Below are 13,463 nucleotides of genomic sequence, written 5' to 3'. Positions count from 1 at the left end.
TTGTCTGCCAGCGTGTTAAGCGCAATGTGTTAGCTGTCGACCATCATCAAACCGTCCACGTTACAAAGCGTAATGTGATTGCGCCCCTTCTGGGTAATCAAACCATCCGTTGAGAACTGCTTGAGTTTACGGCTAATTGTCTCCGGAGACGTCCCCAGATAAGCTGCCAGATCCTTTTTCTGCAACGGCAGGTCAAAGTCTTGCTTCTCCAGTTCAGAACTAGTCTCCACTAAGTAGTTTGCCAGCCGTTCGCCAACGCTTGTTGTTAACGTTGCAGCTGCTTGAGCCTCCAACTGTGAAACCCGCTTGCCCAATGTATTTAACATATTGACCGCCACAGCTGGCGAATCGTTAATCAATTGCTGAAAATCAGCTCGCGTAATCATACAGATTTGGGTATCAGTCAACGCTTCCGCACTGGTTTGCCGCTCGGAATCTTCAAACAGCACCGATTCGCCGTCAAAATCGCCGGTTTTCAGCAACCGAATCATTTGCTCACGCCCACTTGGTGAGCTTTGACTGACCTTGACTTGGCCCCGGGCAAGAATGATCAGTGAGTTAGCTCGGTCACCAGCTAAGAACACGAACTCGCCCTTAGCAACGTGGCGTTCCTGCACCAGGTCAGCCACAGCAGCTAAAGTTTGATGGTCTAATGATTGAAAAATCGGGACTAATTTTACGCAGGCAACTGCATCATGATGATCTAACATAACGGATCCTCCCATCGGTTCATCTCTACCAACTTATTCTACCTAATTATAAAACATTAGAAAGTAATTTGACTTGACGTAAATCAAGTAATTTTTATAGCCAACGATGGTCTGAATCCGTATAATAGTTCGAGGCAACTGAAAACTGCATTTTGACAGAATCAGAAGTTTAAATATGTGCAGTTTAGAGGCAAGGTGCTACACTTTAGCCAAAACCTTTATTTGCGATGGAGCGGTGCTTTCTGAGAGCCCCTTAAAACCACTCACCGCACCTTAGGAGGACGACATGACTGAGCCAATTATTCGATTAAAAAACATTCATAAACGCTATGGTGATACCGAAGTTTTGAAGGGCATCAACATTGAACTTGAGGAGGGTAAATTTTACACCCTACTAGGTCCTTCTGGCTGTGGGAAGACGACCATTTTACGGATCATTGCCGGGTTTACCGACGCCACTGAAGGCGACGTTTTATTTGACGGCCAACGGATCAACGACCTACCCGCAAATAAGCGCAAAGTGAACACCGTGTTTCAAGATTACGCCCTTTTCCCTCACATGAACGTGAATGAAAACGTGGCGTTTGGCCTGCGAATGCAAAATCAGTTAAGTAAAGCTGAAATCAAGACTCGTGTTCAAGATGCATTAGCATCCGTGCAACTACAAGGCTATGGTGAACGTGCCATCAGCGAGCTTTCCGGTGGCCAGCAGCAACGGGTAGCCATTGCCCGAGCCATTGTGCTAAAACCGCGGATGCTACTGCTAGATGAGCCGTTATCCGCCCTTGATGCTAAACTGCGACGAGATATGCAGTACGAATTACGTGATTTGCAGCAAAGTTTGGGCATCACCTTTCTCTTTGTGACCCACGATCAAGAAGAAGCGCTGGCCATGAGTGATGACATTTTTGTGATGAATACGGGTCTGGTTTTGCAAAGCGGCACGCCGGTCGATATTTACGACGAACCGATCAACCATTTTGTCGCCGATTTTATTGGCGAAAGCAATATTTTATCAGGCACCATGATCAAGGATTATGAAGTTGAATTTGTCGGCAAACAATTCGAGTGCGCGGACGCTGGCATGAAGCCTAACGAACCCGTCGAAGTGGTCCTGCGCCCAGAAGATCTGGACATTACGACGCCAGAGCAGGGAAAACTCACCGTGACAATTGACAGCCAGCTTTTCCGTGGTGACTACCATGAGATCGTGGCGTACGATGAAGACCAAAACGAATGGCTGATTCACTCAACCAATCCCGCAGTGGCTGGTCAAAAAGTCGGACTGACCTTTGAGCCCTACGACATTCACGTCATGCGACTGCACGAGTCCGAAGAAGAATTCGACGCCCGCCTGGAAAAGTACGAAGATGGAGAGGAGGCACACACATGAGCCGTCGTCAGTACGCCAATTGGGGCTATTATATTCCGTACGGTCTGTGGATCGGCCTCTTCGTGATTGCCCCCGTGGGCCTGATTATCTACCAGTCTTTCCTAAATCTCAACCACCATTTTACACTGGCCAATTATGAAACTTATTTCAAGTCTGGCACTTATTTAATGATGACCGTGAACTCCCTGTGGTGGGCCTTTTTGATCACTGTATTCACCCTGCTGATTAGCTACCCAGCAGCCTATTACATTCACCAACTCAAGCACCGCCAATTATGGCTACTCCTAACGATTCTACCCACTTGGATCAACTTGTTGCTCAAGGCTTACGCGTTCATCGGCATCTTTAGCCAGTCTGGCGTCGTTAATCAATTTCTAGGTCTCTTCGGCATTGCTCCGCAGCAGATTCTCTTTACTAACTTCAGTTTCGTTTTTGTGGCCACCTATATCCAGATACCGTTCATGATCCTACCGATCTACAATTCGATTGATGACGTGAGTGATTCGTATATCAATGCCAGTCGTGACCTTGGCGCGACCAGTTGGCAAACCTTCAGCAAGGTCATTTGGCCGCTAACACTTCCCGGTGTGAAGGCTGGCGTTCAGTCCGTCTTCATCCCGTCGTTATCACTTTTCATGTTGACTCGGCTGATTGGCGGAAACAAGGTTATCACCCTGGGGACTGCCATCGAAGAGCACTTTTTGACGACCATGAACTGGGGAATGGGCTCAACCATTGGAGTTGTGCTGATCATCGCCATGGTCATTATTATGATGTTGACAGGTGATCGGCAAGCTGACGGGGGGCGAGTACGATGACCAAGCGCATACACTGGTCCAACCTATATTTAATCTTAGTTTTCATCGTCTTGTACGCCCCAATCATTTTTCTCGTGGTGTACTCATTTAACAGCGGGACTACGATGGATCACTTTAACGGCTTCACACTCTCCCATTACGGTGAGTTATTCGCCGATACTAGGCTGATTGCCATTGTCCTGCAAACACTGCTGATTGCGCTCCTGTCGGCCTTAATATCGACTATCATTGGCACGCTAGGAACGCTTTGGATCCAGCAGACCAGCCGACCATTTTTTAAAAATACATTATTATCATTGAACAATATTTTGATTGTCTCACCAGACGTTATCATTGGCGCAAGCTTTCTGATCTTTTTCACAACGTTAAGTATCCCATTAGGCTTTACTTCCGTACTACTCAGCCACATTGCCTTTTCCATTCCAATCGTTGTCTTAATGGTTCTGCCACGGTTAAAGGAACTAAACAGCAGCATGCTGGATGCAGCGGCCGACTTAGGTGCTAATCAGGCACAGATTTTAAGGGAGGTCATCATTCCGTTTATCACGCCCGGAATTTTCTCCGGTTTCTTTATGGCACTCACCTATTCACTAGACGACTTTGCAGTCACCTTCTTCGTAACCGGCAATGGCTTTACAACGTTGTCCGTTGAAATTTACTCACGGGCTCGTCAGGGAATCAGTCTGGAGATCAACGCCTTGTCTGGTCTATTGTTCGTCTTGACTTTAGGTCTGATCCTGGGCTACTACTTTGTCAGCCAATCCCATCAGCGCAGGATGCTTAAGCGAAAGCGAGGCGTAGCCAAATGAAACGATTACTTGGACTTGCCATTGCCATCCTAGCCGTTTGCGGTTTACTGGGTTTTTCTGCTAATCGGCTAGAAGCAACCGACAATAGCGGTGGCGGCAATAAAGTGCTTAACCTCTACAACTGGGGCGACTATATCGATCCGAGCTTAATTCAAAAATTTCAGCGCGAAACAGGCTACCACGTGAACGTGGAGACGTTTGATAGTAATGAAGCGATGTATACCAAGATCAAGCAGGGTGGCACCAGTTACGACCTCACCGTTCCCAGCGACTACATGATTGAAAAAATGCGGGCCGCTCACCTACTTAAGCCCTTAGATCGTTCACGGCTTAAAGGTATGCAGAATTTTGATCCCCGCTTAATGAACCTCGATTTTGACCCGCATAATCGCTATTCAATCCCCTACTTTTGGGGCACGCTAGGAATTATTTATAATGATAAATACGTTCGGTCTGGTCAAATCAAGCACTGGAACGATCTTTGGTCGCCAAAGTACCGCAACCAGATCATGTTAGTCGACTCGGCGCGAGACATTTTAGGCTTTGCGCTGGCGTCAAATGGTGATTCTATGAACACTACTAATAACAGCCAATTACTGGCGGCGAAAAATAAGTTAGACAGGCTTAGTCCAAACGTCAAGGCCATTGTGGCTGATGAAATTAAGATGTACATGGCCGAAAACGAATCTGCATTGGCAGTCGACTGGTCTGGGGAAGCTAGTGAAATGATGGCAAACAACTCTCATTTGCATTACGTCGTACCGTCTGAAGGCAGTAATTTGTGGTTTGATAATTTAGTGATTCCTAAAACGGCTAAGCATTACGCTGCCATCTATGCGTTTTTAAACTTCATGATGGAACCAAAGAACGCGGCTCAAAACGCTAGGTACGTAGGCTACGCCACACCAAACGAAAAGGCTAGGGAATTGCTGCCAAAAGCGGTTCGTGATGACCGCCAATTTTACCCGGATGCAAAGACCATGGCCCACCTCCAAATTTATCAAAATTTGTCACCGCAGTTGGTCGGGCGTTATAATGATTTGTACCTGGAGTTTAAGATGCACACACATTGATATTTCACCATCAAAAGCTCTAAAATAAGTCTAAAGAGGTGATTTTTCTTGAAAAAATCTGAAAGTGCTCTTCGGCAAAGCGTCATCGTTGATATGAATGATTTCCTGCTGGAGTATGCATCGAAAAAATTAGGTAATCGAAATGACATCGCAGAAGTCGTTTATCAAGCTGCAAAAGATGACCTCCACGGCTTAGACACACTGTTTAAAGACCAGGGTGAAGCGCGTGAACACATCTATAAAGCAGTTGGTGAGGGGTTTCTCTCTGACTTCTACGCTAACGAGTCCCAAGAAGAAGTGGCCAAGCAAGCTGACAAATTAGCTCTCGATGCCATTCATTATCTCGGCCATCACGAAGGTGAACTGGACGACTGGAAAAACAATTAACACCGATTAAACTGCATTTAAACAAACAGCCTGTAACAAAACTCGCTTAAATGCGAAGTATAGCTACCAAAAAAGGATTTCCTGAATGGGAAATCCTTTTTTGGTAGCTCGAAAGCCAAGAGACACGTTTAAATAATGGGTCAATTTCAAATAATTGATGACAAATCAAGGGGCTGCTGTCAAAAGTCAGCTATAAAAGACTTAGTTATAAGCCCTTTGTTGCAGATAACAAAAAATCCCATCCGTCATTGGGATGAGACAGGTTTATCTATTTCACAACAATATCGTAGTGGCCGCCATAAGTTCCGCGGTCATGAACAACGCCAATTCCAAGTGGCGTCTTGATCTTAGTACCAAAACGTTTATTGTTTGCTAAAATCAAATAACCGTTTTTATCGTGGCCGTTTAACGTATACGTCCCATCTGAGGTATAGCGACCCATTCCAAACACCCCAGAACCATTTGGTGAATAGTACGTAAAGACGCGTTTGTGATAATGTACCCGACCCATCCTTTTGAAGGCCGAAACACTCATAATGGCGTCCGCTTTCGGATTGTACTTGGCTTTGGCAGCCGCTTGGGTGCCACTAACACCAGCAACTCCAGCGACCATCGTAATAATCACTAATAAACTTGCAAAAATCCGTTTAATTGACAATCTTCTAATCTCCCTGAATAGCTGATTCTAACTTTCCTTAATGCAGCCCAGTATAGAACAGGAAAGTTACACCAGCGTATCAGTTAAATTAGGATTTACCCTTGGCTTGAAATATTTGTCATGTATTTGTCACATTAGCCGTGCTTGCGCTTGAACCACTCAGCTCGTAAATCCGTGCTGATAATCTCCAGCACGACCTGGATCAGTTGGTCAGGCATGTAGCCCTTGGCGTCTAACTGGGCGTCGTGATCGTTGACTTTAGTCACCATAGTGCCTTGCGAAAGCACATGAATGTTATAGGTTTCAAAGAGTGGCTTCAACAGTTCCAAATCAGCCTCTGTCATTGCTATGCCTCCTGTCTGTTCACCATCCATTATAGCGAATTGGAGTTGCGCCTCGCAACGTTTAGATGACGGGTTGGCTGACAAATGCGTCCTGGCCGTCAACGATCGTTCTCACCGTCTGACCCATGACCTGTTCACCAATAAATGGCGAATTGTGACCCTTAGACAAAAATTCATCACGAGAAATTGTGTGCGGTGTCGTTAAGTCAAATAAAGCCAAGTCAGCGGTATTATTAACCCGCAGTGAGCCCGCTTCAACGTTAAATATTTGAGCTGGTTTAACGGCCATCCAGTTGATCAGCTGTGCCAAACTGAATTTGCCGTCCGCTACAAACCGGGTGTAAAGCATTTCAAAGGCCGTTTCGCTGCCGGTAATACCAAACGGTGCCTTCAGCATCGACTGAGCCTTCTCTGCATCCGTATGCGGCGCATGGTCAGTCGCAATCATATCAATCGTGCCATCTAATAAGCCACTGATCAGTGCTTGCCGATCCGTTTCACTTCCCAAAGGCGGATTCATTTTCAGCATCGCGTTATCCGTGATAATGTTTTGGTCGCTGAGCAGCAAATGGTGCGGTGAAACTTCACACGTTACGTTTACGCCAGCAGCCTTTGCGGCCCGAATCACCTGAACCGTTGCGGCTGAAGACACGTGGCAAACGTGGTAGTGAACACCAGTAGCAGCAGCTAAAGCCACGTCGCGGGCAACTTGCGCGGTTTCCGAAACGCTGGGTATCCCTGGCAAACCTAATTGTTGCGACACTGCTCCCTCATGCATGACACCGCCATAGGTGAGACTGTCATCTTCAGCATGAGCAACGACTGCCATGTTTAACTGGGCGGCCTGTTTCATTGCCTGATACATTGTACCGGCAGTCTGAACCCCGTTGCCGTCATTGCTGAAGGCAAATGCCCCCGCATCTTTGAGCGCTGCCATATCGACGATTTCATCACCGCCACGGTCAGTCGTGATCGTTGCATACTGCAGGATATGAACCGCACCGTCGCGCTTATTCAGCGCCAGCATATCACGCATTCTTGCTGGTGTGTCCGGTGTAGGCAACACATTTGGCATCGCTGCAATCGTGGTGTAACCACCATGAGCCGCTGCTAAACTACCCGTCTTCACCGTTTCTTTATCGGTCTGTCCCGGTTCACGCAGATGGACGTGAACGTCAACTAGCCCCGGACTCACAAATAGTCCCTGAGCGTTAATAATTTGATCAGCCGGTTCATTTAAATGCTCACCAATCATTTTGATCTGATCGTTTTCAATCAAGATATCTCGCACTTGCAGCCGGCCATCGATCAAACACTGACCGTTTTTGATCAATCGTTTTGTCATCTTAGTCCTCTTCCACTAAACCTTGGTAACGCAGTAAGCTAGTCATGATTGCCATTCTGACGAAAACACCATTGGCCATTTGCTGGAAAATACGGGACCGATCGCATTCAACTAAGTCGCTAGCAATCTCCACGTCGCGATTGACTGGTGCTGGGTGCATAATAATTGCGTGATCTTGCATTCGTGCTTCGCGCTCAGGTGTCAAACCGTAGACTGCGTTATACGTTTTTGCAGTAAACGTCTCGTTTTCCTGACTATCTAAACGTTCGTGCTGAACACGCAGAAACATCATGACGTCCATTTGGTCAACCAGCTTATCAACTGGCAGCCAAGTGCCATAAGCTTCAAACCGCTCGTCAAACCACTTTTGCGGGCCACCGAAGAAGACTTGGGCACCTAGTTTATTGAGCACTTCCATATCGGAACGAGCCACGCGGGAGTGTGACAGATCGCCTACAATAGCGACCTTCAAGCCCTCGAAAGTTCCAAACTCTTCGTAAATCGTCATCATGTCAAGCAGTGATTGCGAAGGATGTTCACCGGAACCGTCGCCCGCATTGGCAATGCCAACGTGAATGTTACGGTCGTTGGTCAGTTCACGGTAGTATTCATTGTGACTGTCGCGAATGGCCATAACGTCCACTCCGATAGCCTGAAGCGTCTTGACCGTGTCACCCATAGTTTCGCCCTTTTTAACGGAACTAGTAGCAGTGTTAAAGTCCATCACTTGCAGGCCCAATTTCCGTTCGGCCATTTCAAAGCTGGTATGGGTTCGGGTACTATTTTCAAAAAATAAATTAGCAGCGTATGCGGGGCGAGTCAACTGAATCTGGTAACCCGCTTTGAACGCTTGTGCTTCGTGAATAAAGCTCATAACTTCATTGGCACTTAAATTCTGCATACTGAGTACGTTTGCGTAACTTAACGGCTTGGTGGTTTTGATCATCATAAGAATTCCTCCTAAAATAAACGCGCCTTGCCGTGTTTGCAAAGCGCGCCTTTTAGGTGTGTCCTAGGACGTTTTGCTCTCACGGGAGACAATTAAATCGTCAGTATCAAAAAACCTCTCTGCCGCCTGTGGGTAGAGAGGTTCATCAAAGCTAGACTTGCCGCCTAGTTCACCGTTCCTTCTTAGCCTCACAGGACTATTTGTTAAAGGTTTCCTTGCTGATACTATACCTTGAATTTCTTTGAAATACAAGCTGTTTTTACTGAATTTCATTTTTGGTTTAGGGACCTTAAACCTGTTAAAACGTTGGAATAGCAACCTGAATTTGACATCAAATTTGCGTGCAATAAATGAGCAACTACTGAGCCCTTCCAATTATCGGTACAGCTCGAAGCGTAAAGACGCTAAGAGACAGGGATTTACACGGTTAGATGGCACTTCACGAGCACAATCACACCTCAGTGTTGCCACCAAAAACATTCGTACCCAAACGTTTGTTTCGGTCCGCCAGCATGATATAATTGGATTCAGCTTGAAACGAGAAGGAACGAAAAATGACGACAGCCAAACTAGGAATTCGCGAGCTAGTTGAGTTTACACTGCGGTCTGGCGACTTAAACGCTAGTCTGAACAGTCTGAATACCGCGTTAGAAGGTGCCCAGATCCACCGGATGCTGCAGCGGTCTCGCGGTGAAAAATACCAAAAAGAATATAGTTTGCAGCGTGAAGTGACCTTGGCAGGCAAGTCATTCCTCATTCACGGCCGTGCTGACGGTGTCATTTTAAACGGTGAAGCCACCCTGATAGAAGAAATCAAGACTTCTGACGCAGCCTTTGACGAACTTTCTGATAACACCCTGACCCTCTACTGGAGCCAGGTCAAAATGTACGCCTACATTTTAATGACTGACGAAAACCTTAACCAAGTCACTCTCCAGCTCACTTACTACCGACGAACGACCGAGGAAGTGACCGCTAAAAAGATCACTTATACGCTGGGCGAAGCGACTCAGCTATTTGAGAGCGTCACTCACGAATATGAATCCTGGCTAAAGCTGCGCGCTGACCTGCGAAATCGTCGTAATGAATCCATTAAAGACCTGACATTTCCTTTCGACCATTACAGAACGGGTCAGCGGGAGCTCGCGGTTGCCGTCTACAAAGCTTTGAGTTTGAAGAAACAGCTCTTTATTGAAGCCCCAACTGGAACGGGTAAAACCATTTCAACGGTCTTTCCGTGCATCAAAGCAATGGGTGAAGACCAGATTCAACGTCTTTTTTACCTCACGGCCAAGCAGAGTACACGCCGGGTGGCAGAACAAGCCCTAGAACTCTTGGCTCAAGAAGGGCTGATCCTGCACAGCATCACACTAACGGCCAAGGACGCAATTACTTTCCCAGAAGAAGCCGACCTAGCCCCAGAAGATAATCCGTATATGGTGGGTTATTATGACCGGCTGAAACCAGCTTTAAAAGATATTTTGCAAAACGAAACTGCCATCACGCGTGAAACGATTGAAACGTACGCCCGCAAACATCAGCTCGACCCCTTCGAATTCTCTTTAGACGTCAGCTTGTTTTGTGACGTGATTATTTGCGACTACAACTATTTGTTTGACCCAAAAGTCTACTTGCAGCGGTTCTTTGCCGTTGACCATGACGACGATAATTTTTTCCTGGTTGATGAAGCCCACAATCTAGTTAGTCGCTCACGTGATATGTACTCGGCAGAACTATCACTGGAACCGCTAACGGACCTGATTGCCACCACTAAGAATTCACCCGAGGGCACCCCAACTTTGTTACGTGCTCTTCGTACTATGCGACGGGCATTTTTTAAGGTGGCTGGACCCCTGATGGAAAGCAACGATACCGAAACCGTCTTCAATCGTCCCGCTGATGACTTCAATAAAGCAGTTGTTAAATTAAGTGATCATATCAGTGACTGGATCAGCGATGAAAAACGGCCGCAGACACCATTCACCAAGGCGGTTTTAGACTACTATTTTGCCGCCCTGAGTTACCTGAAAATTGCTGACTTTTACGATGAAACTTACCGGACTAAAATCAATTTGGGCGATGACCAGGACCGTGAAATTACTTTTAAACAGCTCTGCTTAGACCCGAGCGCATTCCTGCATGACTGCCTCTCAAAGGGGCGTGGCGCAGTTCTATTTTCCGCCACCTTTTCGCCACTGGAGTACTATCAGCGCGTTCTCGGCGGTAATGAGGAAAGTCTTTGCTATCAACTACCATCGCCATTTCCACCCAAGCACCAAAGTATCCTGATCACCGATTATATCAGCACCACCTACCGTAATCGCGAAGCTAATTTGGCCAAAATTATCACTAGTATTAAGACCTTAGTCAGTGGTAAAACCGGCAATTATCTGGTTTTTCTGCCGTCATATAGTTTTTTAGGAACCGTCAGCCTGGCATTCAAAACGGCCTATCCAGCGGTCAAAACCGTAGTTCAAAAGAATAATATGAGTGAAACGCAACGGGCTGATTTTCTCAAGGCCTTTAAGCCAGACCCCAGTGAATCGCTCGTTGGCTTCGCGATCCTCGGTGGCTTATTCTCTGAGGGCATCGACTTAACAGCTGATCGGCTAATTGGCGTGGGTATTGTGAGCGTTGGCTTACCTGGTCTGAGTACGGAAAACGACTTACTGCGCGATTACTTTGACGCTCAGGGTGAACCGGGCTTCGATTACGCCTACCAGTTACCTGGTCTCAATCACGTCTTTCAAGCGGCTGGACGACTCATTCGCAGTGCCAAGGACGTTGGTGTAATTTTACTGATGGACCAACGTTTTGCCAGTCGTCGTTACACCCGTTACTTTCCGCCGCATTGGCAGTACCACCGCGTTTTGCACGCTGCCAATGAACTCGCACCCACCATCGAACAATTCTGGAAAATGGTCGCTACAAAGGAGCAAGCAAAGTGAAAACAAAATTGACGTTAGATTTGGAAAAGACACTCTACGAAACTTGTCAGGAAACTGGCAGTATTGCGGTTGAAGAAGTGACGATGCCAGACGACCACGGAATCGTTGATACGTTAAGTTACCAACGGTTGCCGAACGGTCAAGATGAGTGGCGCTGTTACGAGCTTAAAGTCACCAAAAACGACTTTCACTCCAACGCTAAGCTTTCTTTTATAGGCAACTATAACTACTTCGTGTTACCACTGTCACTTTATCAAGAAATCAAGGCTGAGATTCCAGCTGAGATCGGCGTCATGAGTTATCAAAAATATGACAAAATGCAGCTGGAGGCTGCCACAGAACCAGTGCTGACACCTGGTTACTTGACCGTCGAAAAAAAGCCGCGCTACCAAGAACTGCAGCTGGACAGTGGTGAACTGATGCGCAACTTCCTTTATTCGCTGGCACGTGAAGTCCGCAAAGCCAAGCGTGTGGACACGGGAATCAGCCAGTATTCGACTGACCGGTTGTTCAGCGAACTTAAAAAGCGACATCAGCACTACGATATTTATGATCCAGAAAATAATTTTTACGAAAGATTCATAAAGGAAACACAGACCAATGCGGTGACTGCTTTACAAGAGGAAGTTGATGCCTTAAACCTTGAAGTGGCCCGTCTGCAGCATCAGTTACTGGAGGCCAGTCATCAATGATCTACTACCCCTACTTTCGTGGCCGACAATATGACTTAAAAGCACTCACTGCATTTGCCAGCCAGCCCCACAAAAACATTGTGCCCATTATTGAACCGGTTCGAGATGTGCCGGCGCTGCCCAAAACCATTCAGTACTTTATTGACCGTAGCCAGCCACTGGCGGTGATTCAAGATCCACAGGTAGATCACTACCATTTCCAGGCAGCCCAACGTTACCCTATCGACGGTCTTATGAAAACGCCAGACATTCAAAGGGCATATGTGTTAACGCCGCTACTCCCGCCTAAGCACTTAGAAAACAGTCTGGTCATCGTTCAGCACTTCGCCGATTTAAAATTATTTTTGGATCATGATTGGCTGCCGCAGTCGACGACTTTACTCGTACCACCAGAAGCGCGTATTCGACGCTTGTTAAAGGGGCGTCAATTTGGTCACCTCTTCGACCACTTTAGCGTTCCGGAGCACGGTTTTGAATTTACCAGTATGCCAGACAGCTTCTGGAGTAATGACGCCCAATTTGCTGGGCAATACGGCGAAATTGGCTTTGGCGATTACCTGACTCAGGGAGCAACTTACTACGAACGTGGTTTCCCCAGTCGAACCGTCGGTATTCATCTGATTTATTTAAAGGGTAATCAAGTTCGGATCCGCCACTTTATTTCCGACCAGCATGCAGACTTTAAGCACCAAAAAGAAAAGTACTTTGAAGCACTGACGAAGACTGTTAACTGGATCGCCCACCAGCCACGGATCAATCAAACGCCTGCTACAGCCTCCTTGCAAAGATTGGCACAAGCACACCATTTCCCTGGGATGGGCGTACTGAAATCGCTGACCATTCAGCACCATCTGACGATTATGAACCGTTACCTGTCACATGAAAATGACTGATGATAGACTAAACAAAGCAATCGCAGTTAAACTTCCAAGTTGAGAAGTTCACCTGCGATTGCTTTATTTATGATTTAAATGAGTGCTTTTTGGTGTAGATTAGATGCCAAACATTAATCTCATATAACCGGCAAATAGGGTCAGACCAACGATCCACAGATCCAGTTCCTGGAGTCCATGAGCCTCTTTGGTCGTGCCAAATACAATGAAGTGACCGTTCAATAATATTAGACTCGAGAAAATTATGAGGCTAATCAATAAATCAGATGAGCTGAGAATCAAGGTCATGAAGGCGATAATATTTAACATCAGTATCAAAACACGCCCCCGCGAAACCTGACGCCCCATTGCAACCAACTGAAGATTAATTCGATTCATCATGTCATTCTCACTCCTTGCCTAACAGATTTTCTATCCACGGTCATTGTAACGCTTCCAATGCCC

General features: G+C 46.6%; 14 protein-coding genes. 8 read left to right on the top strand and 6 right to left on the bottom strand.

Annotation, left to right across the window (positions count from 1 at the left end; translation table 11 throughout):
- Positions 1–29: 29 nt before the first annotated feature.
- Positions 30–710, bottom strand: a complete 681-nt coding sequence (locus tag GM612_RS05235) for a Crp/Fnr family transcriptional regulator (RefSeq protein WP_246147578.1) — start codon at positions 708–710, stop codon at positions 30–32.
- Positions 711–996: 286 nt separating this feature from the next.
- Between GM612_RS05235 and GM612_RS05230 the strand changes: the two genes are divergently transcribed.
- Genes GM612_RS05230 through GM612_RS05210 form a run of 5 tightly spaced genes read left to right on the top strand, consistent with a single transcriptional unit; the run spans position 997 to position 5,190 of the window.
- Positions 997–2,103, top strand: a complete 1,107-nt coding sequence (locus GM612_RS05230) for an ABC transporter ATP-binding protein (RefSeq protein ID WP_155431333.1) — start codon at positions 997–999, stop codon at positions 2,101–2,103.
- Entirely contained in the window at positions 2,100–2,921 is an 822-nt protein-coding gene (locus tag GM612_RS05225) for an ABC transporter permease (RefSeq protein ID WP_155431332.1), read from the top strand. The genes GM612_RS05230 and GM612_RS05225 overlap by 4 nt, the downstream gene beginning before the upstream one ends.
- A complete protein-coding gene (locus GM612_RS05220) occupies positions 2,918–3,730 on the top strand; it encodes an ABC transporter permease (RefSeq protein WP_155431331.1) in 813 nt (270 codons plus the stop codon). Before GM612_RS05225 ends, GM612_RS05220 begins: the two co-directional genes overlap by 4 nt.
- On the top strand, positions 3,727–4,803 hold the full coding sequence (locus tag GM612_RS05215) for an ABC transporter substrate-binding protein (protein WP_155431330.1): 1,077 nt from the start codon (positions 3,727–3,729) through the stop codon (positions 4,801–4,803). The genes GM612_RS05220 and GM612_RS05215 overlap by 4 nt, the downstream gene beginning before the upstream one ends.
- Before the next feature lie 48 nt (positions 4,804–4,851).
- Positions 4,852–5,190 carry a hypothetical protein gene (locus GM612_RS05210; RefSeq protein WP_155431329.1) on the top strand — a complete coding sequence of 113 codons (339 nt, stop codon included), beginning with the start codon at positions 4,852–4,854 and terminating at the stop codon, positions 5,188–5,190.
- 268 nt (positions 5,191–5,458) lie between these two features.
- On the opposite strand, the gene GM612_RS05205 is transcribed toward GM612_RS05210, so the two are convergent.
- From GM612_RS05205 to GM612_RS05190, 4 genes are all read right to left on the bottom strand, one after another.
- Complete coding sequence (locus GM612_RS05205; protein WP_155431328.1) at positions 5,459–5,848, bottom strand: hypothetical protein; 390 nt, start codon at positions 5,846–5,848, stop codon at positions 5,459–5,461.
- A 134-nt stretch (positions 5,849–5,982) separates the two neighbouring features.
- Positions 5,983–6,192 carry a hypothetical protein gene (locus tag GM612_RS05200; protein WP_155431327.1) on the bottom strand — a complete coding sequence of 70 codons (210 nt, stop codon included), beginning with the start codon at positions 6,190–6,192 and terminating at the stop codon, positions 5,983–5,985.
- Positions 6,193–6,253: 61 nt separating this feature from the next.
- Positions 6,254–7,537 carry a dihydroorotase gene (locus GM612_RS05195; RefSeq protein WP_155431326.1) on the bottom strand — a complete coding sequence of 428 codons (1,284 nt, stop codon included), beginning with the start codon at positions 7,535–7,537 and terminating at the stop codon, positions 6,254–6,256.
- Between the two features lies 1 nt (position 7,538).
- Positions 7,539–8,483: an aspartate carbamoyltransferase catalytic subunit gene (locus GM612_RS05190; RefSeq protein WP_155431463.1), complete on the bottom strand. Its 945-nt coding sequence runs from the start codon at positions 8,481–8,483 to the stop codon at positions 7,539–7,541.
- A 557-nt stretch (positions 8,484–9,040) separates the two neighbouring features.
- On the opposite strand from GM612_RS05190, the gene GM612_RS05185 reads away from it, so the two are divergent.
- From GM612_RS05185 to GM612_RS05175, 3 genes are read left to right on the top strand one after another with little or no spacing between them, the layout of a single operon-like run.
- Positions 9,041–11,434 carry an ATP-dependent DNA helicase gene (locus GM612_RS05185; RefSeq protein WP_155431325.1) on the top strand — a complete coding sequence of 798 codons (2,394 nt, stop codon included), beginning with the start codon at positions 9,041–9,043 and terminating at the stop codon, positions 11,432–11,434.
- Positions 11,431–12,126 carry a hypothetical protein gene (locus GM612_RS05180; RefSeq protein ID WP_343031817.1) on the top strand — a complete coding sequence of 232 codons (696 nt, stop codon included), beginning with the start codon at positions 11,431–11,433 and terminating at the stop codon, positions 12,124–12,126. Before GM612_RS05185 ends, GM612_RS05180 begins: the two co-directional genes overlap by 4 nt.
- Positions 12,123–13,019, top strand: coding sequence for a sce7725 family protein (locus GM612_RS05175; protein WP_155431323.1), 897 nt, complete (start codon positions 12,123–12,125; stop codon positions 13,017–13,019). Before GM612_RS05180 ends, GM612_RS05175 begins: the two co-directional genes overlap by 4 nt.
- 99 nt (positions 13,020–13,118) lie before the next feature.
- Here GM612_RS05175 and GM612_RS05170 read toward each other — a convergent pair whose 3' ends face one another.
- Positions 13,119–13,400 carry a hypothetical protein gene (locus GM612_RS05170; RefSeq protein ID WP_155431322.1) on the bottom strand — a complete coding sequence of 94 codons (282 nt, stop codon included), beginning with the start codon at positions 13,398–13,400 and terminating at the stop codon, positions 13,119–13,121.
- Positions 13,401–13,463 lie beyond the last annotated feature (63 nt).

The sequence above is a fragment of the Secundilactobacillus folii genome, from assembly GCF_009720675.1.
Classification (GTDB): domain Bacteria; phylum Bacillota; class Bacilli; order Lactobacillales; family Lactobacillaceae; genus Secundilactobacillus; species Secundilactobacillus folii.
Note: the sequence above shows the minus strand (reverse complement) of the source record. Positions and strands in the feature narration are given on the sequence as shown.